Source organism: Desulfosoma sp. (assembly GCA_037481875.1).
Lineage (GTDB): Bacteria > Desulfobacterota > Syntrophobacteria > Syntrophobacterales > DSM-9756 > Desulfosoma.
In genome coordinates this window covers 56,462-76,996 of sequence record JBBFKY010000014.1, presented here as the reverse complement: position 1 = coordinate 76,996, position 20,535 = coordinate 56,462, and the positions used below count along the sequence as shown (strand labels likewise).

At 52.6% G+C, this 20,535-nt stretch carries 12 protein-coding genes and 1 pseudogene; all 13 read right to left on the bottom strand.

What is annotated here, in order from left to right; genetic code table 11:
- Positions 1-40: 40 nt before the first annotated feature.
- The 13 genes and pseudogenes from WHS46_14385 to WHS46_14325 all read right to left on the bottom strand — a co-directional run bounded on the left by WHS46_14385 (position 41) and on the right by WHS46_14325 (position 20,534).
- Positions 41-1,399: a lysophospholipid acyltransferase family protein gene (locus tag WHS46_14385; protein ID MEJ5349865.1), complete on the bottom strand. Its 1,359-nt coding sequence runs from the start codon at positions 1,397-1,399 to the stop codon at positions 41-43.
- 351 nt (positions 1,400-1,750) lie between these two features.
- Positions 1,751-4,213: a glycosyltransferase gene (locus tag WHS46_14380; protein MEJ5349864.1), complete on the bottom strand. Its 2,463-nt coding sequence runs from the start codon at positions 4,211-4,213 to the stop codon at positions 1,751-1,753.
- Positions 4,214-5,303: 1,090 nt separating this feature from the next.
- The gene (locus WHS46_14375) at positions 5,304-5,558 is read right to left on the bottom strand and encodes a hypothetical protein (protein MEJ5349863.1); all 255 of its coding nucleotides are present in this window, start codon (positions 5,556-5,558) and stop codon (positions 5,304-5,306) included.
- A 24-nt stretch (positions 5,559-5,582) separates the two neighbouring features.
- Positions 5,583-6,743, bottom strand: coding sequence for a tetratricopeptide repeat protein (locus WHS46_14370; protein MEJ5349862.1), 1,161 nt, complete (start codon positions 6,741-6,743; stop codon positions 5,583-5,585).
- A 652-nt stretch (positions 6,744-7,395) separates the two neighbouring features.
- Positions 7,396-8,762: pseudogene (locus WHS46_14365) on the bottom strand (IS1380 family transposase).
- 240 nt (positions 8,763-9,002) lie between these two features.
- A complete protein-coding gene (locus WHS46_14360; protein MEJ5349861.1) occupies positions 9,003-10,502 on the bottom strand; it encodes a helicase HerA-like domain-containing protein in 1,500 nt (499 codons plus the stop codon).
- A gap of 61 nt (positions 10,503-10,563) precedes the next feature.
- On the bottom strand, positions 10,564-11,073 hold the full coding sequence (locus WHS46_14355; protein MEJ5349860.1) for a pyrimidine dimer DNA glycosylase/endonuclease V: 510 nt from the start codon (positions 11,071-11,073) through the stop codon (positions 10,564-10,566).
- A gap of 86 nt (positions 11,074-11,159) precedes the next feature.
- Complete coding sequence (fdhF, locus tag WHS46_14350; protein ID MEJ5349859.1) at positions 11,160-13,832, bottom strand: formate dehydrogenase subunit alpha; 2,673 nt, start codon at positions 13,830-13,832, stop codon at positions 11,160-11,162.
- Between the two features lie 97 nt (positions 13,833-13,929).
- Entirely contained in the window at positions 13,930-15,405 is a 1,476-nt protein-coding gene (locus WHS46_14345) for an NADH-quinone oxidoreductase subunit N (protein ID MEJ5349858.1), read from the bottom strand.
- Positions 15,406-15,408: 3 nt separating this feature from the next.
- Entirely contained in the window at positions 15,409-16,998 is a 1,590-nt protein-coding gene (locus tag WHS46_14340; protein ID MEJ5349857.1) for an NADH-quinone oxidoreductase subunit M, read from the bottom strand.
- Positions 16,995-18,776, bottom strand: coding sequence for a Na(+)/H(+) antiporter subunit D (locus tag WHS46_14335; protein ID MEJ5349856.1), 1,782 nt, complete (start codon positions 18,774-18,776; stop codon positions 16,995-16,997). The genes WHS46_14340 and WHS46_14335 overlap by 4 nt, the downstream gene beginning before the upstream one ends.
- Positions 18,769-19,026, bottom strand: a complete 258-nt coding sequence (locus tag WHS46_14330; protein MEJ5349855.1) for a hypothetical protein — start codon at positions 19,024-19,026, stop codon at positions 18,769-18,771. The genes WHS46_14335 and WHS46_14330 overlap by 8 nt, the downstream gene beginning before the upstream one ends.
- Positions 19,023-20,534 carry a monovalent cation/H+ antiporter subunit D family protein gene (locus tag WHS46_14325; protein ID MEJ5349854.1) on the bottom strand — a complete coding sequence of 504 codons (1,512 nt, stop codon included), beginning with the start codon at positions 20,532-20,534 and terminating at the stop codon, positions 19,023-19,025. The genes WHS46_14330 and WHS46_14325 overlap by 4 nt, the downstream gene beginning before the upstream one ends.
- Between the last annotated feature and the right edge of the window lies 1 nt (position 20,535).

Sequence of the window (20,535 nt, the reverse complement as noted above, 5' to 3'; positions counted from 1 at the left end):
GCTGTCGCCTAGCCCACAACTTAGGTCGCTCCACCACACGTCACGGATTCAGGTACATATAGAGAAGATATCGACTGAACACGTGATAAGCGTTACTAATGCTCACCGGACCAAAAAGGTAGCGATAGGTTCCATGCATGGCCGCATAGCGGCCGATGCCTTTCCAGAGAAACCATAGGGGAGTATAGTTCTTTTGATATTCAGGCCGAACAAAGGACCTACCTAATTCGAGGCTCTGGACAAGAAGAGGTCTTAAACCTTGTTCGTAGCGAAAAAGACTGGCGGTATACAGTCCAGACATTCCCATCCGTGAAAGAATGACATCAACCCGGCCGATTCGATAAGCCCCAACAACTTCGCGTGTGTCGGATTTCCACAAAAAAAGATGGTCGTAATGCCGGTCGAAACGATCAAGATCTTCCGAACGCCCTGTACCCTCTCCTGCAGCCCGAAAGGCTATTTCACGAAGGCGCCCGATTTCACGAAGAACGTTGGGAATAAGTGAGGCACCGGCCCAATAGATACGGTAGGATCCGCCGGAGCCTAAGCAATGATTGGGTGGCAGATGCGCCACATCTTTTTCTAGATCCGCCGCTGGAACGCTCGCCCGAAGAGGTTCCATCCGGTTGATTCTTCGTTTCGCAGCATCTAGGGGAAAGCGCTGCAGCATCTTCTTGCGTCCATTCCGTTCCCGTTGCAGACCGAGAGCATAGGTTCTGGCTCGAAGATATTCGGTGATAACGTCCGCAGATTCCATCTGACAAAGCTCTTCAAAAGAAAACACAGGCCCGATGGTCATTTGAACCTGACGTCCTCTTTTGTTGTGAAGCTCACGGGGCAACAGTAAGGTTCGAAGTAAGGGATGAAACAGTCCCAAAAAATGAAACCAGAAACTGTTAGCCCCCTCAAAATAGATGGGAAGGACGCTGGAACGACTCCAAAGGACAAGACGCCCGACGCTGGAACTCCACGGCGGATCGGTGATCCCTCTTTTTCTCATCTGAAAATGCGAAACGGTCCCCGACGGAAAAACCAATAAAGCGCCTCCACCTTTTAGCCATTTGAGGCATTGAAGCGTCGGTCTGACGTTTTCGTATCGAGATCCTAATCTTTCAAAAGGGTTGACTCCCACGATCAATGGAGAAATCTCAGGGATCTTTCCAAGAAACTGATTTGCCATGATTTTCAAATCTTTTCGCACGGACAAAAGCACGGAGGCTGCCACCAGTCCTTCCAGACCTCCGAAGGGATGGTTCGCCACCACCAGAAGCGATCCCTTGGAAGGAATGGAAATCTCCTCTCCGTGAATGAGCACATCGATTTGTAAAGCTCGCAAGGCTTCTTGGAGAAAACGTTCCGGATCCAAAGGTCGAGGCAATCCCTGGTAGGTTTTTTCCAAAGGATGGAGCCCCGTCAACCTTTCAAGGCACCTGACAATCGGTTGCCAAAGAAGTTTGTTTTTTGGAACAAAAGCGTTTGAAGATATTTTTTTCATCATAGTATCCTTTTCCAATACGATCCCTATGCGTTTCTATGGTGTCAAACCTGAAAGCGGTTCCAGAACGCCTTTTGCCTTGTGAATGGATTTGGAAATCGGTCATGACGGGGGAAACACCCTCACACTTTCGGCAAAAGCGTCCTTTTTCTTCATAGAGGAACAAGTTTCCAGGTCGACAGATTTCGCCGTGGGCTCCCAGCACCAGGGCGTAAAGTTTCGAAAAGAAATCCTTTTCGTACACGGACACAAAATTTACACGGCTTTGCGAAAACGTATCTCTTCCCCGGCGGATGAGCCGCTGAACATCTCCCACAGACCTTCAAAGGCCCTTTGGAAGCTGCGTCCTTCCATGGCTTTTTTGGCCTCCTTGCCCATGGCTACCCGCTTTTCTCGATGCAGACACATCCATTCCATGCGCTTAAAAAGGCTTTCGTCGTCGTCGCCTTGAAAAATCCAGCCCGTACGTCCAGGAATAATGTTCTCTTGAGGCCCACCGGAGTCGCTCACGATCACGGGCAGTCCTGAAGCTTGAGCCTCCAGAACCACATTGCCGAAAGTGTCCGTAGTGCTGGGAAAAACAAGAAAATCGCAGGAGGCGTAGGCTTCGGCCAAAGCTTCTTCAAAAAGATACCCCGTAAAGACCGTATGGGTGCCTTTGAGAGCTTGTTCCATGGCTTCGCGATAAGGACCGTCGCCCACAACCACGAGGGCCGTATTGGGATATTTTTCGTGCCATTTTTTAAAGGCGCGGATTAAAAGATCTAAGTTTTTTTCCTTGGAAAGCCGACCCACGTAAAGCGCCGCCAACCTATGGCCGATCTTGTACTTTACCCGAAAATAAAACGAACGTTTTCGAGGCGAAAAGAGTTCGATATCCACGCCTCTAGGATAAGTGGAAATTTTCTCGGCAGAAAGCCCGTGGGCAACCAGCTCCTCAGCTGTCGCCGCCGACGGAACGTAAACATGATCCATCTGTTGATAGTACCAAATGACAAACCGCCACGTGAGCGACGCAAGCCCTTCATCATTCGTCAAGTTTTGGACATACTGAGGAAAGGCTGTGTGATAGGTTGCGACGATAGGGAGAAAAAGTGTGCGGGCGACAACCAGAGCCGCCAGACCCATAGGGCCTGGTGTTGCGGCATGGATTTGTGTAAAGTTTTGTTCATAGCAATAACGCAATATCTTTAGAAGCGGTGGAATGTTCAGAGAAAGCTCAGGATATTCCGGCAACGTGTAATGACCGATCGGTTCGAAGTTGATAACCCCAACCGGAGGATCCCGGTTCACTTTCTCGGACGTTAAAAGCACCAGGCGGTGCCCCAAACTTTGAGCCACTTGGAGTTGTTGAACCAGGGTTCGAGCCACACCGTTGACTTCGAAAACCGTATCGGAAAAGTGAGCAACCGCCGTTTCTTGACCACTTTGGGCCGGAATCGTGCCCGGGCAAAGTTTGTGCGCCACTTCCTTGGCCAGCGCCACATCTTGTCGAAAATGGGAAAAGGCGACGAGATACGGTGCCACGAGGCTATAAAGAGCGCCGGCCGAGCCAAGGCTGCCGAAGATGTCAAAAAGATTGGCGTTTAACACCTGATGACCGATACGATTGGAAACTTCCACCAGAAGGGATTCACTGACTTGCTCTACAAACTGATACCATAGTTTTTCGGCCGTCGCCGCGGACACAGCCTTGGTCCCTTGCGCAATGCTCATAAAGCGCTGATCCTTGGCCACGAGACTTTCCGACATTTTCCAAAAGGCTTTCACCGAAGGAAGATCCTGTCGGTGGTGATCCCGCCGGCGCCAGAGGCGAGCGGATCGAGCCAGATCGTAGACTCGAGCGGACCAAGATCGAAAAGCCCCTTCATGATGGATGTCCAGCACGCGTTCAAGAAACCTCAGGAGAAGATCTTTATGGAGATGACGGGATAAGCCGAACCGGTCCCGGTAGTACTGATAGGCAATCCCGTAAAGGTTGTGAGCCATGGTCAAAGGTGTGGCGGGTGTTCCTGCAACGTGAGGTTGTCCGTGACGAAGTTCTTCAAGGAACGAGCCCATATCCTGCGCCCTGGACGCCTGAGTCCACGTGCGGGCGATGTTCAGTGAGCTGTGGTCGTCGGAGCCCCCGATGAGAGCTTTCGGGCTTAAGTCTATGGGCACGGTCAGACGATTATGCTTGTCCGCAAGGTCGTGCAAAAGTTGATGGTTCACGTGAGGAAGAAGCGCTTGGAGAACCTGGTTTTGAAAATCGTTTCGAGCCCCGTTCAGTTCAAAAATTCGGAAAAGAAGAAGCATTTTCTCGAAATGCTCGGTGGTGAGTTTTCCGTTCAGGCTGTAAAGGGGATGGGCCACGGCATGAATAATGCCCTGATCCCTTAGGTAGGTTACAAGATCATAGATATTTTCACGGATTTTTCCAATGTCCTGATGCTGTTTTTCTGAAATATCGTAAACAAGAACGTGAATTTTACACCTATCTTCTGGAAAATACGTAGTGACTTCTTCACTGATGAATACCCCTGGCAAATGGGCGATCTCCAAGACGCCATCGATGGTATTGTGATCTGTGATGGTGACGAGATCCATGCCTTTGCTTCTGGCAACACGATACACCTCTTCAGGCTGGGTAAAACTCTCCGGACATCCTAACTTTTGAAGAATCCAGTGGGAAGGTCTTGTGGAGAATCTGGAATGCACATGTAGGTCCGCTTTCATCAGCTCACCTCCTTTGGTGGTTTTCGATCCTTTCAACCTTTCCACAAGAAAGTGGCCGTGAAGCGACATCCCCGTGACAATTCAGTGAAACCCTCGCAATCAGACTTTACGACGATGGATGAAGTATGCCTTAGTCCGTGAGGTTGCGTCTATAGGTAAAAGGATCATGCCGTAGGCATCATGGTCATTTTCATCCGCTTTTGTGCTATACGGTCTCCAGTCGCATTTTCACCCTGGAAGTGCCGTCATGAAGAAAATCGAGATGGGAACAATGATCGAAAGCCTTCTCCAGTGGGCATTCAGGCCACGACGATTTTCATGATTTGATGAACGATCGGACGCAAGCCTTCGGAGCGGCACGACTCAATCTCGCTAAGAAAAGCATATTGGGCAGACCTCTGTGTAGACTTTCGTGGAAAGTTTTCCGTAAGGTTGCTGTCGGCATTCTCCCCTCAACTTACTGAGGGAAGGATGTCATCGTGTCGAGGGTAGGGTCGCCATTAAGAGAGCACCCCTGAAGTCCATGGGGTATCGCCATATCGCCCGTCGAGAGCGCAAACAGGTGGAGCACTTCCTTCACATTGCCACCTTTCACTTCCGCCGTGAAAGTGACTCGCGCGGCGTCGGGGTCATTGCCCTCAGGAACATGACCGATATCCCCGAAGGGACCGAGTATGGCGTCCGGATGGAATCAGAGGATTTAAGCCTGATCCCGTCGCCAAATTGTCCACAGGATTCGGTATAAGGGCGTTTATGCAGGAATTTCCTAGCGGGACGATGTGGATGAGCATGCCACGTCGCGCGCCTGCCATGCCTTCAGGACGATCGGGAGGGGCAGCCGTATTCATCGGGGCTGTATCAGTGTCAGTGTGGGTGGACGGCACGGGCAGACATGAACGGTGATCTGAACATCTACGAAAGAGCCTTCCAGGTATTTTTCACAAAAAGGGGGTAACGGCCGGGTACCGCGGCTTGCGGTTGTGTCATTCCACATGGGGTGGTGCGGTGTCGTTGACTTGAGGCACGGAAGAGACTCCTTCGCGCATTTGCTTAAGAATGCCCTTCAATTTATTGGGGGGAGGACGTCACTTCACCCTTTTAAAAGCCTCACCGACCAGTTTAAGGCCTGCATGAAGGTTTTCGTAACCATGTACTTTCTCGCTTTGGCAATGGGCCCCTGAATTTTTGATGGCTGCATGGTGGTGTAAATCTTGCACCTCCCGTCCGTGGTGGTGAAAAAGCAAACAAGAGTTCCGTCTGAATTTTTAAGGGTGAAATCAAGAACACCTTCAAAGGCATCCTCCTTTTTGATCGGCTTGTACTGAGCCGGGTTGTAAATCGGCATTCTTTCATCCACCTCCCGTCAGCTTCATGCTTCCTTGACAATTCTGGCATGTTCGCGAGCTAATCGATCCACACCTGCCGTCTTGTAGAGTTTGGCAAGTTGGGCGTGAATCTGTTTCCGTGCTTCTTCGTTCGGGGCAAGATCCAACGCTTTGTTCAGGAAAAACCTCGCTTCGGAGTAGCGTTGCACTTGTGTAGCCAAGGAACCTAAGACAACACGCTCCTTGAAATCGAGGCGTTCTACAAGTTTCCGGTTTCGTTCGAACTCAATGCATACCGAAGCACAAACGGAGATTATCTCTGGATTGGCATTGGATGTTTGGATAGCCTGAATGAGATGATCCAATGGCGTGTAACTGTCCGCCTTGGGGTCGGCAACCCATGCCCGGTGTGCCTGTCTGAGCTTCTTGGCAGCCTCACCAGCTTTACCACTTTGAAGGTGGTGGATTGCAGCAAGGCACAACCATGATGCCGGCAGTGGAACGTATTTGGCCAGTATTTCAATGAGCGGCTGCATTTCCTGGTATCTTTTCTGCTTGAAATAGATAGCGCAGAGCCTTTGATTTGCAAGAAGGTTCAAACGGTGTTGTACTGCTTCCTTGTAAAGCTCTTCGGCTTGCGTGATGTCGCCTTGCATCTCGAAAGCGAGACCGGCATAGAAAAGCGCCGAGGTCGAAGTGGGTTTGATCTGAAGCGCTTCATCAAAGGCTTCACCGGCCTTTTCGAACTCCCCGCTACGAATATATTTTTTGCCACGAAGGAGTGCCGCTTCAAAGGGGGATGGGTTTCTACGCCTGGCGAGAATTCCATGGGCTCTTTCACGGAGTTGTTGTGGCACAAGGGGTGTAACCAGGTAGTCGTCGGCATCACGTTCCATGGCATGCATGACATCTTCTGCTGTAGCCTGAGGCGTTACTATGATCACGGGCAACGTTTCCAGCGTTGGGGTACTCCGTATGCGTCCCAGCAGCTCGATGACGTGACTATCGTCCCTGTAGAGGACGCAAATATCCGGTAGGGAGTCATGACTTACCGTTAGGCGTTGCCACAGGCTTTTCAGATCATAAGCTTCCACAACCGATGAAATTTCAGCGATCTTTGCCGAAGAGGCGAGCATTCGCCGCGATGTGGTGCTATCTGAAGCAACGGCACAGAGTTCGACAATGTTTTTAGCTGAAGCGGACATATCGTTTCCTTTGGCTACGTTGTTCTTGACGACTCGTCAGGACGTACATGGACACTCTCGTTAGGTATTCACACTCGTGTGAACGACCCCTGCTCAGCGGCTATGCGGTACTCTGCTGCCATTTTTTTCAGTCCTTCCAAGGAGCCTCTTCTTGGACTTGGGCATACTGGCAAGCAAACGTGCGCTGCATGCCGCTAAGTTTCTTCATACTGGCATGTCCTCCGTGTGGTCAATACAACGCTGCGACGATTTTCTTTTTAACACGGCCCCGGATCCCATTCCAGATAACCATATGTTGTACTGGGCATCTCAAACCGTCTTGTCGTTATCATTTTCTATCTCCTGAATCCGTAAGGTGTCTTGGAGCGAGCTGAGTTGCTGGCATGGTGACCCCGTTTTGAGCAGTCGACGATGCCCTATTTCAGCCGGTTGCCCGAATCATCGACTCTCGAGCGGCAGAAAAGTGGTCATCACTGTGATCATTCAGCTGTTCTCTGGTGTACTTCATCTCCGTTCAATGTGAACATTAGATAGCTTCATGCTCTTGCAACCACTCCCTCTTGCCTTATTCAGGGCAAAAATGAGTCATTAAGTCATTAAGTCATTAAGTCATTAAGTCATTGAGTCATTGAGTCATTGAGTCATTGAGTCATTAAGTCATTGAGTCATGGACTTGCAGAGACTTGTTATTGTCTTGCCCTGGGCGAAAATTGAGAAAGACATTCCGAAGCGCTTGAAAGGCGGGACAATGCCGACCAAACTGGAGCTTCAGCCGACGACCGCTTCGGATCACGCGCCCTGCCAGATAGATCAGTTCCTGGATCACGGTCTTGATGCGACGCCGTTTGGCCCGATTCGAGCTGGCGAAAAACGGCCCAAGAGCCCGTTTTGCCCCAGGATGCGCAAGATGTTGTAAGCCAGTCCGCCCAGGGTCAACACCAAAGCATTGGTCGCAAACTTTCCAGAGGGCAATCGCTCCAAGTCCAGATCGGACTTGATCTCACTGTGAAACTGTTCACTCAGACCCCGCTTTTCGTACAACCGAATCACTTGATCCTCATCGATGGAAAGAGACGTCCACCAACCCTCCAGCGTGATATCGGGCTGGATCAGCATTTGTCCCTTGGCATCCGATATTCGCTCGGTGACCCGGATCACCAGGCGAAACCGATAGCTTTCCCCTCCATAGTGTCGTGTCACCCATGTGCTGAGGATCGCCACTTTCTTGCCGGGCCGGGGCTCCGTCACACGGCCCTCCCTGAAGGCCCGATCACGCCAAGAAAGGCGGTCCGCCCCGCGTGGATTCCATTGGATGATGAAGTTCACCTTAGGGTGTCGGCTAAGCTCCACAAGCGTTTCCCCAGCATCGTGAGCCGAGTCCGTTCGCACCAGCAGGGACCTTCGGGTAACCTTGCGGCCATGCCCCAGCATCTTGCGCAAAAATCCCACAAATCCGTTCTGGGAATGCTGAGACCCCGGGCGAAGCTTCATGCCCAGACACCATCGCTTTCGGCCGAGGTAGGCCGCAATGGGAGCATACCCCTCATCGTTCCGGTCCGTCCGCGACACCCCTTCTTTCTTTGTGTCGGAATTGTCCAGGCAAAAAACATCCAGGTCCAAAGCCACATCCCCTGTGGAAAGAGCCATTACGGTGACCTGGGTCCTCTCAAGCAGTTCAACGCTCGCGGCCCCGGCAAGACGCTCGAAAACTCTCGCGTGCTTGTCGAAGCGCTGTCGCAAGGGTTCCTGAAAAGGGACCTTTTGGATGTCCAGCGCCTCTTTGAACCAGTCATCGCCCGACCACCCCTCTGCGGCTTCAAAGTCGCTGTTTCCCATAAACAAAATCCCCACAGAGGTCTTGACCCCATTCGCATGAGAGATCGCCAGCCGTCGCGGAACTTCCTTTTCCATTCGTTGGCAAAGCTCCGTGCTGCTGTTGATCCAATGGCCCACAAGAACCAGGCCCGAGTGCCCTCTGGAGAAGCTCTTCGAAGATTGTTCAATCTCGATTCTTTTCATGAGAGCACCTGCCGGATGAAAGTGCGACAGGAGACGCTAGAGGACAAAAGCGAAGTAAAGTCAATATGACACATGCGACATGATACTTTTACGTATAAACTCAATCTCACGGATTAAGGAAAATGCATCGAGAAATCGAACAGGCAAAGGAAAAATAGCCAGACCAAGGTCCTCTTGATCCGCCGACCCTCAATTGGTTCCCGCACCCCTTGACCGAAAAGAAGGCTTCAGAAGCCGTCTTCAAAACAGCTGGCTGCGGCGGGAACCGCCGAGAATGCCTCCGAGAACGCCTCGGAAAATACGACGCCCAATCTCGCTGCCGATCGTACGGGCTGCCTGTTTGGCGATGGTTTCCACAAGGCCCTGGCGGCGTTTGGTGCCCCAAAGCACTTCGCCCAGCCCGCCTCCCCTCTCGGAACTCGAACGTCTTTCCGAACCTTCTGATGACTCAACCTCAGGTTTCAAGACGCCAGCACGACGGCTCAACATCTCATAGGCCGAATCCCGATTCAAAGGCGTGTCATATTTCGTTCCCAGCGGACTGCGTGCCCGCACCAACGCCCGTTCTTCCGGCGTGATGGCCCCGATACGGCACCGTGGCGGACAGATCAAGGTGCGTTCCACGGGCATGGGAACACCCTTTTCCTGAAGTGTGGATACCAGAGCCTCTCCAACTTCCAACTGGGAAATGGCGTCCACGACGTTGATCTTCGGGTTGGGCACAAAGGTTTCCGCGGCCGTTTTTACGGCTTTCTGATCCCGAGGAGTCAAAGCGCGCAGGGCATGCTGGATACGATTCCCCATCTGACCGAGAATCTCTCCGGGAATGTCGTCAGGAAACTGGGAGCAGAAGTACACACCCACCCCCTTGGAACGAATAAGGCGCACCACCTGTTCCACACGACGGCGCAGTGCAGGCGAAGCATCGTCAAACAACAAGTGCGCTTCATCAAAGAAAAAGACCAACCTCGGCTTCTCCACATCGCCCACTTCCGGTAAATTTTCAAACAGCTCGGACAGCAGCCACAGCAAAAAGCTGGAATACAGGCGAGGTTTCAAAACCAGTTGATCGGCGTTGAGAACGTGAATCACACCCCGACCACTGAGGTCCGTACGCAAAAGGTCACTAAGATCCAGAGCGGGCTCACCGAAAAAGAGGGTACCGCCTTCCCGTTCCAAAGGCAGCAAGGCCCTCTGAATAGCAGCCAGTGACTGAGCGCTGACAAGGCCGTAGTGCTGGGAAATCTCTTTTCGGTTTTCGGCGACAAACGCGAGCAGGGCTCTCAGATCATCCAGATCCAGAAGAAGCAGGCCTTCCTGATCGGCAAGATGAAAGACCACTTCAAGCACTTGGGCCTGAATGTCATTGAGTTCAAGAACTCGAGCGAGCAGGGTCGGTCCGAATTCACTGACGGTGGCACGAACCGGATGCCCCGCTTTACCGTAGAGATCCCAAAAAACCACCGGATTCGCCTCAGGACTGTAGCCCTCCATACCGATTTCAGCGACGCGGCGCTTTATTTTCTCGCTGAAATTTCCAGGCATGGCCAATCCAGCCACATCCCCTTTCACATCCGCCATGAACACCGGGATTCCGTATCGAGAAAAACCTTCTGCAAGCACCAACAAGGAAACGGTCTTGCCTGTCCCTGTAGCCCCTGTGATGAATCCATGGCGGTTGGCATATTTTAAGAGGAGATGTACCGGACGATCACCTTTTCCCAGAAGTATTCGGTCCATGATGCAACTCCCGGTTTCGCTTCGCGAACCCTCGCCACGTCTACGCCCGCAACAGATTATCTTAGCTTGTCACGGCCTTTGCCGTCTCCCAATACTCGCTTATAAAGTCCTTCAGCCACGGTGGCTTACGGCGCCGTGTCCACGTGGCAAACTTTAGTTTTTCTCCCACATAAAACCGGCGATAAGCCGCTACGGGATCTTCAGGTACTTTATACTTATCCGGCATCGCTTGAGCAAACGGCGTCAACCCAAGGGATTCAAATCGCAGAGACTTCACCTGTTGCAACACATGTATCGAGGCATGATCCTGCGTTTTTTGGAATCTGTATTTGTATTCGGCATTCAACGCCCGTGTCAGACGCATAAGCCATCGCACGTTGTCAAAAGACTCCTCGGCCCAAAGCACACAAGGGTGCTTAGTGTGTGTCGGCTTGTAGGGGGTTTCAAATCCTTTCTTCACAAACGCCGTGCAAATGATCTGGACACTTTCCAGGATCATCTTGACCACGTGCTGATCGCAATGATAGCGAGCACACTTTCTCGGATCCAAGTCGAGTACAAAAATGTTCATGGTAGACCTGCCAATGCTCAAAATAAAAAAACCCGGCCGAAGTCCATGACCTCGACCGGGGATCATGACTCGCTTCAAAGCCGTCCTCAGGCGGCTTTTTCCACCTTTACCGCACACACCTTCAGTTCAGGGATTTTCGATACAGGATCCAACGCGTTGATGGTCAGTCTGTTGGCCGCCGCCTCGTAGAAATGGAAGGGAACGAAAACCACTCCTCGAGCCGTGACCTCCGAAACCGAGGCCTTGATGGTGATACTGCCTCGCCGAGAGGAGATGCGCACGAGCTCTCCGTCGGCAATCTTCAATCTCTTGGCGTCCTGGACATTGATTTCCGCCAGAGGTTCCGGATACAGCCGGTTCAAAGCGGTGCCTTTCCGTGTCATCGTTCCCGTGTGGTAATGCCAATGGACTCGACCCGTCGTAAGCACAAAAGGATATTCGGCATCGGTCGGTTCCGCCGGTGGCTTGTAATCGATGGCAAAAAACACGCCCTTGCCTCGCGTGAATCGACCCACATGCAATATGGGTGTTCCCGGATGATCCTGCGTCGGGCACGGCCATACCAGCCCGCCTTTTTCCAGCCGCTCGTAGGTGATGCCGCCATAGCTGGGCGTTACGGCGTTGATTTCTCTCATAATGGCTTCCGGGCCGCTGTATTCCATGGGGTATCCCATGCGCTTCGCGATTTCCGCCGTAATCCACCAATCTTCTTTAGCTTCTCCAGGAGGTTCCACCGCTTTGCGGACCCTGAGCACTTTTCGTTCCGTATTGGTAAATGTTCCTTCTTTCTCAGCAAAGCAGGCGCTGGGAAGCACCACATGCGCCAGTTTGGCCGTCTCCGTTAAAAAGATGTCTTGGACGACCAGAAAATCCAGTGAAGCCAAGGCTTTTTCGGCATGGTTGATGTCCGCGTCGCTGAGCACGGGGTTTTCCCCCATGATATAAAGCGCCTTGATGGTCTTTCCTGCCGCCAGACCCATTTCCGTGACGGTCATGCCCACCTTGTCGGACAGCTTCGGCACATTCCACGCTTTTTCAAACTTCTGCCGATTTTCTTCGGCCGTCACCACCTGATACCCGGAATACACATTGGGCAGCCCACCCATGTCGCAGGCGCCCTGCACGTTGTTTTGCCCACGCAACGGGCAGACGCCTCCACCAGGAACCCCCACGTAGCCGCACAGCATAGAAAGAGCGGCAAGGCATTTCACGCTATCCGTTCCAGTGGTGTGTTGCGTGATTCCCATGGCGTACAAAATCGCGCCTGGACCGGAAGTGGCAAATAGCCGAGCCGCAGCGATAATGTCCTTTTCTTTCAATCCGGTGATCTTGGCGACAACCTTCGGTGGGTATTTCTCCACGCAAGCCTTGAGTTCTTCAAACCCCTCCGTGCGTTCTTCCACGTAAGCCTTATTGTAGAGGTTTTCTTTGACGATGACGTGCATCAAGCCGTTGATCCACGCCACATTCGTTCCGGGAGGCGGCTGCAACCACATAGTGGCGATATCGACCAGCTTGATCCTTCGAGGATCGACCACAATAAGCTTGGCCCCCCGCTTCGTCACCGCCTCGTGCACGTAATTGGCGATGATGGGATGGTTTGCCGTAGTGTTGGTCCCCGTCAGCAGAATGACCCCTGAATTGAGGACATCTTTAAGGGGGTTCGTCATCGCCCCGCTTCCAAACGTGGCGGCAAGACCTGCCACCGTGGAGCTGTGTCAGAGACGGGCGCAGTGATCCACATTGTTGGTGCCGATCACCGCGCGGATAAATTTCTGGAACACATAATTGTCTTCATTGGTGCAACGTGCTGAAGCAAACCCTCCAATGGCGTCCGGACCATGTTCCTTCTTGATTCGACTGAAGTTCTTCGCCACGTAGTCCAGCGCTTCGTTCCAACTGACCTCGACGAAACCGTCCCCCCGTCGAATCAACGGTTTTTTCAGCCGTTCCTCACTGCTAATGAATTCGTATCCAAACCGTCCCTTGACGCACAGGCTTCCTTCATTAATCGTCGGATCATCTCTGCCGTCTACGGCGACCACACGGTTGTCCAAAACGCTGAGTTCCACCTGGCACCCGCAGCCGCAGTAAGTGCATGTGGTCGCAACTTTCTTTGTGGTGAACAGCCGCGCCTTTACAGGGCTCAGATTTTCCGTCAGAGCCCCGGTGGGGCATACCTGGAGGCATTCACCGCACGAGACGCACTTTTCGGGGGTCACCCGCATCTCTACGGAGCCGTTCACCTCGACAAAATCAATCGCCCCTTGCCCCTTGATTTCACGGCAGGCGGCCGCGCATCGTTGGCACAGCACACAACGGTCGCGCCAGTACTTGATGAGCGGCGTGGCATAGACCGCTTCCGTTCGCTCCTTCGGCTCTTCATACTGTTCTGCCGTCACACCCAATTCGAAAACCAGATCCTGCAGCCTGCAGTCCCCTGCTTTGTCGCAGATGGGACAGTCCAAAGGGTGCCGAACCAGAAGCCGTTGCATGGCCTTTTGCCGCATGCTTCGAAGCATGTCGGAGTCCGTGATCACCGTCATGCCTTCTTCCGCGGGCGTCATACACGCCTGCACGGGCGTGCTTTTCCCTTGCACTTCAACGACACAGAGATTGCACGATCCAATGGGGTTTAATCGCTCGTGGTGGCATAGGGTCGGAATCGTGATTCCGGCTGCCTTTGCTGCGTCCAGAATCGTTTTTCCAGCGGCGATCGCCACCTCCCGCCCGTCAATCGTCAGCTTCACCGAACTCATTTTTTCTCTCTCTTCTCAGTCCGTCATTCCCTTCACTCATAGCCCTGCGCGCAAGTGTATCCCGACACAGCCCCCGGGAAAACCCTTAGGTCAAGGTTTAGAGAAAGGACAGGAAGGATGCTTTCACCATCGCCACATATGTTGCGGGAAACAGGCCCAGCGTCAAGACCCCGTAAGCGGAAATCACGACAGCCAGCACGAGTCCTGGCGACAAAGCCGTCGCAGTCGGTACATCCTCCGGGCGCTCCGGCGGCTTCATATACATGGCCACCGTCACCCTGAGATAGTAGTAGACGGACACCACACTGTTCAAAACACCGATAATGGCCAGCCAGATAAATCCCTGCTTCACGGCGGCGGAAAATATGTAGAATTTTCCCATAAATCCACCGGTGGGCGGAATACCGGCAAGAGAAAACAGAAAAAGGCTCATGGCCAACGCCGCCATGGGATGTTCATAGCCCACACCACGATAATCTTCCACCTTTACCCGCGATTCTCCTGTGCCAGCCAGCATGGTAATCACAGCGAACGCCCCGAGATTCATGAAGGTGTAGACCAGCATGTAATAGAGAATGCTCGTCAGCCCCAGTTCCCCTGCGGCCAGAAAAGCCACAAGCACATAGCCGGCATGAGCGATACTCGAATAGGCCAGCATTCTCTTTATGTTTTCCTGCACCAAGGCGATGATGTTACCGGCCGTCATGGTTAAAGCCGCTAAAATCCAAATAACCATGACCCAGTCGGTTTCCAGTTGCGGAAGACCCTCCATAAAGATCCGCACAAAAGCTGCAAAAGCCGCCGCCTTAGGCCCGGCTGACATGAATCCGGTCACGGGAGCCGGCGCTCCTTCGTACACGTCCGGGGCCCACATATGAAACGGCACCGAAGCCGTTTTGAAACCAAAACCGATAATCAGCAACGCCATGCCCATCACAAGTATCGCCGCAGCTCCGCCGGCTTGAGTGATGTATTTGGCGACTTCAGGAACCAAAGAGGTGCCGGTGGTGCCGTAAATCAAAGCGATCCCGTAAATCAGAAATCCAGAGGCGAAGGATCCTAAAATAAAGTACTTGATGGCCGCCTCATTGGACAGCATGCGCGTGCGTGTGTATCCGGCAAGCGCATACAGCGAAAGGGACATGAGTTCCACACCCAGAAAGATGGTGATAAGTTCCACCGCACTCGCCATGACCATCATGCCCACGGTACACATGAGTATCAGAGCATAGTATTCACTATGCTGCATGGCTTCGTTGTGAAGGTATTTGATGGAAATCAGGACGGTCAGACCGGTGCCCAAAAGGAAAATAATCTTAAAAAACCTGGAAAAATTATCCACCACCCACATATCGCAGAAAAAGTAGGCGACACTTCGAGCCTCAAAGGGTTCGGGTTGTTTCCAGACCAACACGAGGGCGGCCGCCACCCCAAGCAGGGACACATACGCAAACGAATCGGGATATCTTCTTCCAACGACAGCTTGAATCATTAACACGATCAACCCGCAAGCGACCAGAACCAACTCCGGAGCAATCGCGCTCAGACTGATGGTGCTCATCACCTGTTCCATAAGTTACCGCCCTTGGCCCTTTGTCAGCTGTTCAAGATCGACTTTGGCAAAAAGACTTTGCAGCCACACCGGTCCGTGTTGGAAAGCATGCGCCGTTTTCTGTGTCTGGACGGATTCCAGAAGATGGGTCACCGACGCATCCATGGTTCTAAGGAAGGGTTTGGGGTAAAGCCCGATCCAGAAAATGAAAAGCAAAACCGGTAACATGTAGGCGTATTCCCGTGCCGACATGTCCTTCAAAACGCGGTTCTCTTCCTTGGTAATGGGCCCATAGGCGACTCTCTTGACCGTCCATAGAAGGTAGACGGCTCCAAGAATCAGCCCGATGGTCGCAGGAAGCCCAAACTTCAACGAAGCCTGAAAAGCACCGATAAGTATCAAAAGTTCACCCACAAACCCGTTCGTTCCCGGAACGCCCATGGACGAGAACGCCACCAGCAGGAAAATGAAGGCGAATATGGGCATCACTTTCATGATACCGCCGTATTCGGAAATGAGCCTTGTATGCCTTCTTTCATACAGGATACCGACGATCAAAAACAAAGCCCCTGTGCTCAGCCCATGGTTGATCATCTGAATCAGGCTTCCCTTGATGCCGTCCACATTCAGTGCAAACATGCCCAACATACAGTAGCCAAGGTGGCTGACGCTGGAGTAAGCGACCAGCTTTTTCACGTCGTCTTGCGCCAGGGACACCAAGGCGCCATAGATAATTCCGACAAGAGACAAGGCCAGGATCAAGGGGACAAAGTACACCGTAGCTTGAGGGAAAATGGGCAGACAAAAACGCAGGAACCCATAGGTGCCCATCTTGAGCAAAACACCGGCCAGAATAACACTGCCCGCCGTAGGAGCTTCCACATGGGCATCGGGAAGCCATGTATGGAACGGAAACATGGGAACCTTGATGGCAAAAGCCACGGCGAACGCAAGAAACAGAAGGATCTGAAGGTTCGCGGGGAGTCCCAGCTTGTGGTAATCGAGAATGTAGAAGCTGTAGGTTCCAGTGGCCTCATAGTGCATGAAGTACAAGACCAGTATGGCCACAAGCATCAGGACGCTACCGGACATGGTGTATATAAAGAACTTGACGGCAGCGTAGATGCGTCGAGGGCCTCCCCAAATCCCGATGATGAAGTACATGGGAATGAGCATCACTTCCCAGAAGACGTAAAACAGAATGAAATCCAGCGCGCAAAAGACCCCGATCATTCCTGTTTCGAGCAGAAGCAGAGAGGCCATATAGCCCTTGACCCTTTCCGTCACCGCCGTCCATGTGGACAAGACGGAAACGGCGGAGAGAAAAGTGGTCAAGAGCACCAGAAGCAGACTGATGCCGTCGATACCCATCTGGTACCGAATGGCGAATTGCGGAATCCAGGGAGCATCTTCCACAAACTGCATCTGCCACGTGGTTGTGTCGAACTTGAAATAAAGTTCCAAGGACACGAGAAACGTGGCCACGGTCACCAGAAAGGCCGTCCATTGAATGGCCTTTCGATGCCGGCTTGGAATCAGGCAGACCAAGACCACGCCCAAAAGGGGGAGAAACGTGGTCACCGACAGGATGGGATAATTCGCAGCATTCATCATAGACTCATCAAAGTGGAAAAGAGGTAATAGCCTAGAATGACAATGCCCGCGATGAGCATCGTCGCCGCATAATGCCGCACAAACCCTGTTGTCGTGGTGCGCACCATTCGTGAAGCCGCAAGAAAGAAATTAGCGATACCGTTCACCGCGCCGTCGATACCTCGAACATCCATGATACGAGCCAGAATGTCCGAGAAGAACAGGGTGAACCGTCCAAACCATGTTCGGTAAATATTGCCTACGTAATCATCCGTGGTGGCCACAGGTTTGCGGGCCAACCACATGAACACCCGACTTCCCTTACGATAAAACCAATCGGTGTCGATGCTGATGGTCGGTTCCGGATCCAGCTTCTTCAGCAGCATGAAGAAGCCTAAGCCTGTAAAGAGCAGCAGACCCAGGGCGCTTGTCACGTGATCGCCGGTGTAAGGATCAAAGTGCACAGGGAACGGCAGCAGATCATACAAGGGTTTAGGGAAACATCCGATCCCGATACACAGAAACGATGCAATCACCATGGCCCAGATCATGTTGGAAGGTGGTTCCTTCGCTTCAAGGCCTGAATCCTTCCCGAAGAACATATAGTAGGGAAGCTTGAGCCCTGTATGGAGAAAGGTTCCCGAAGAGGCCATGGTCAGCAGCAGGGCGACCAAAGGACGATGGTCGGAGCTGGCCGCAGCCACCACCATGGATTTGGTGACAAAGCCACTGAAGAGTGGAAAGGCCGAAATGGCGAACCCTCCGATCATGTACAACACCAGGGTGATAGGCATGGTGCGATACAGGCCGCCAAGTTCCGTCAGCTTCCTGCGGCCCGTCATGTGAATGACGGCCCCGGCCCCCATGAAAAGCAGTCCTTTGTAAAGGATATGCGCAAAGGCGTGGGAAACCGACCCGTTCAAGGACATTTCCGTCCCGATTCCGACGCCCGTGACCATGTAACCCACCTGACTTACGATGTGGTAAGCCAAAAGGCGCCGAGCATCGTTTTCCAGCACGGCGTACACGACCCCGTAGAGGGCCATGATGGTGCCTAGGTAAACAAGAAGCTCTGTGCCCGGAAAAACTCGCACCAGCACATAAACCGCCGTTTTGGTCGTAAAGGCGGACATAAAAACGGATCCGGTAACCGTTCCTTCAGGGTAGGCATCCGTCAGCCAGGCATGAAGGGGAGGCACAGCGGCGTTGATGATCACGCCGATCAGCATCAAATAAAAAGCCAGGCTTCCATCCTGTTCCAGCGGACCCACCAGCATGGACCCACCATGCAGATAGTGCAGCACCACACCACCCAGCAGGCACACGCCGCCGAACGCATGGACCAGTATGTAGCGGAATCCTGCACCAATAGCCTCCGGTTCTCTTTGAGCAAAAACCAGGTAAACCGACGAGAAGGCCATCAGTTCCCAAAAGATAAAGAGTGTCAAATAATCGCCTGCAAAGGTGACTCCCAGGGAACCGCCGACGTAAAGCATCGCCGCCACATGCTGCCCCACATCGTCCACATGCAGGGCATACACCATCCCGATGAACGACATGATCGTGAACACCCAGCCGAAGACGATGCTCAGTTTGTCCACGGATCCAAAGCACATGGGCTGGCCTAGGAAATTCCACGTCCAATAAGTCCCATGGGGAAGGTGCATCATGAGGTACATGGCTGCCGTGCCCAGAAGAGGAATCAGCAGCATTCCAGCCTTCAGCAACCGTCCCCGAAGGAACGGAAGGAGAAACGCACCGGGAATGTAGAAGACGGACGGGTGAATCCACTCAGTCATTGTAGTAATCCTCGTCCCTCATGATGCCGCACTTATGTCCATAGAACTTGGATGCCAAAATAATGATCACACAAGATACAAACCCGTACAGAGCGCCCCATCCAGGAATTCGGTCCCAAATGTAATGCACATGTTCCCTATGGACGAAGAAGTCGGAAATGAACGTCACAATCAGCATGGCGATCCCGATCTTCTTGACCTTCTTGGAATTTGCCGGGTCCCCGATAAAAAGAACAAGTTTCCGAATCATCGGATCACCTCCTTGGCCAAAGTGAGGAAGAAGTCGGGAAATAGACCGATGAGCAGCGAGATGATCGCCGTAAGCACCAAGGGAACGACGACGAATTTCAGCTCCCGAACCTCCTCATGGTGCCCGTCTCCATGGCCATGGCCATGGCCATGGCCTTCAGCACCGTGGGCACCGTTTTCCTTTTCAAAGAACGCCTTGTAGGTGATGGGCAGAAAATAAGCCGCATTCAACAGGGTGCTCATGACCAGCACCATCAAAATCGGCACAGCATGGGCTTCGATAGACCCTAAAGCTAAAAACCATTTGCTGGTAAATCCGGCCGCCGGCGGCACACCGATCATACTTAAAGATCCGATGAAAAAGGCCGCCATGGTCCACGGCATTTTTTTGCCGATACCGGACAACTGACTGATTTCCGTCTTGTGCGCCGAGACGTACAGGGAGCCTGCGCAGAAGAACAAGGTGATCTTTGAAAACGCGTGGTTGGCGATGTGCATGATACCCCCTACCATGCTGCTCGGGGTCAGAAGCACAGCACCCAAGATGACGTAGGAAAGCTGACTCACCGTGGAATAGGCCAGCCGTGCCTTCAAATTGTCTTTCGTCAAGGCGATGACGGAAGCCATGATGATGGTAAAGGAAACCACGTAAGCGGCCGTGATGCCCAAATTCATGCGGGTCATTAGGTCCACACCGTAGATGTGAAACACCACCCTGAGGATCGAGAACACACCGACTTTCACGACGGCCACCGCATGGAGCAAAGCACTGACCGGAGTGGGCGCCACCATGGCCGAAGGAAGCCAGTTATGGAAGGGCATCACAGCGCCCTTGGCGAACCCGAAAAGAAACAGGAAGAAGGAGGCGAAAAGCAAGGTCGATCCGGTCTGGGGTCGCAGAAGCCCTCCCGGCTGAAAGTCCGTCGTTCCTGCCGTCATGTAGACGATGATGACTCCTGCCAGAAGAAGTGTTTTCGACAGACCCAACAGGTAAAGGAAATACTTGGTAGCGCCTTCCACAGCCTCGCCGGTTTCCTTGTGCCCGACCAGAGGCACCGTCGCCAGGCTCAAGATTTCATAAAACAAGAACAAGGTGACAAGATTGGCGGAAAAGGCAACACCCATGGTTGCCGACAAACTGATGGCGAAACAGCTGAAATACCGGGTTTGGGAATGTTCCTTCCCCGCTCTCATGTACCCAACGGAATAGAAGGTCGTCAAAATCCATAGAAAGGAAGAGACGGTCGCGAAAAGCAGGCCGAAGGCATCCACTCGGAACTTTAGATCGATTCCCTTGTAAAAGCCTTCCACTAAGATGCACTCGATGGTGTGCCCGGACAAGATCGTCGGCACCATGGACACGACGATGGAAAACTTCAGAACCCCGGCCAAAACCGACCAGAATTCCCTAAGATTTGGATTCTTCTCCCCGGTTTTGACGATCAGAGGCACCGCCAGAAGAGACACCAGCACGGCCAGCAAGGGTTTGATCGAGTAAATAGTTTCCACG

What these genes read in the sequence shown, in the direction of transcription:
- WHS46_14355 (MEJ5349860.1), bottom strand. Translation starts at nt 11,073, where the DNA reads ATGAACATTTTTGTACTCGACTTGGATCCGAGAAAGTGTGCTCGCTAT.
- WHS46_14380 (MEJ5349864.1), bottom strand. Translation starts at nt 4,213, where the DNA reads ATGAAAGCGGACCTACATGTGCATTCCAGATTCTCCACAAGACCTTCC.
- WHS46_14345 (MEJ5349858.1), bottom strand. Translation starts at nt 15,405, where the DNA reads ATGGAACAGGTGATGAGCACCATCAGTCTGAGCGCGATTGCTCCGGAG.
- WHS46_14375 (MEJ5349863.1), bottom strand. Translation starts at nt 5,558, where the DNA reads ATGCCGATTTACAACCCGGCTCAGTACAAGCCGATCAAAAAGGAGGAT.
- WHS46_14340 (MEJ5349857.1), bottom strand. Translation starts at nt 16,998, where the DNA reads ATGATGAATGCTGCGAATTATCCCATCCTGTCGGTGACCACGTTTCTC.
- WHS46_14370 (MEJ5349862.1), bottom strand. Translation starts at nt 6,743, where the DNA reads ATGTCCGCTTCAGCTAAAAACATTGTCGAACTCTGTGCCGTTGCTTCA.
- WHS46_14335 (MEJ5349856.1), bottom strand. Translation starts at nt 18,776, where the DNA reads ATGACTGAGTGGATTCACCCGTCCGTCTTCTACATTCCCGGTGCGTTT.
- WHS46_14360 (MEJ5349861.1), bottom strand. Translation starts at nt 10,502, where the DNA reads ATGGACCGAATACTTCTGGGAAAAGGTGATCGTCCGGTACATCTCCTC.
- WHS46_14330 (MEJ5349855.1), bottom strand. Translation starts at nt 19,026, where the DNA reads ATGATTCGGAAACTTGTTCTTTTTATCGGGGACCCGGCAAATTCCAAG.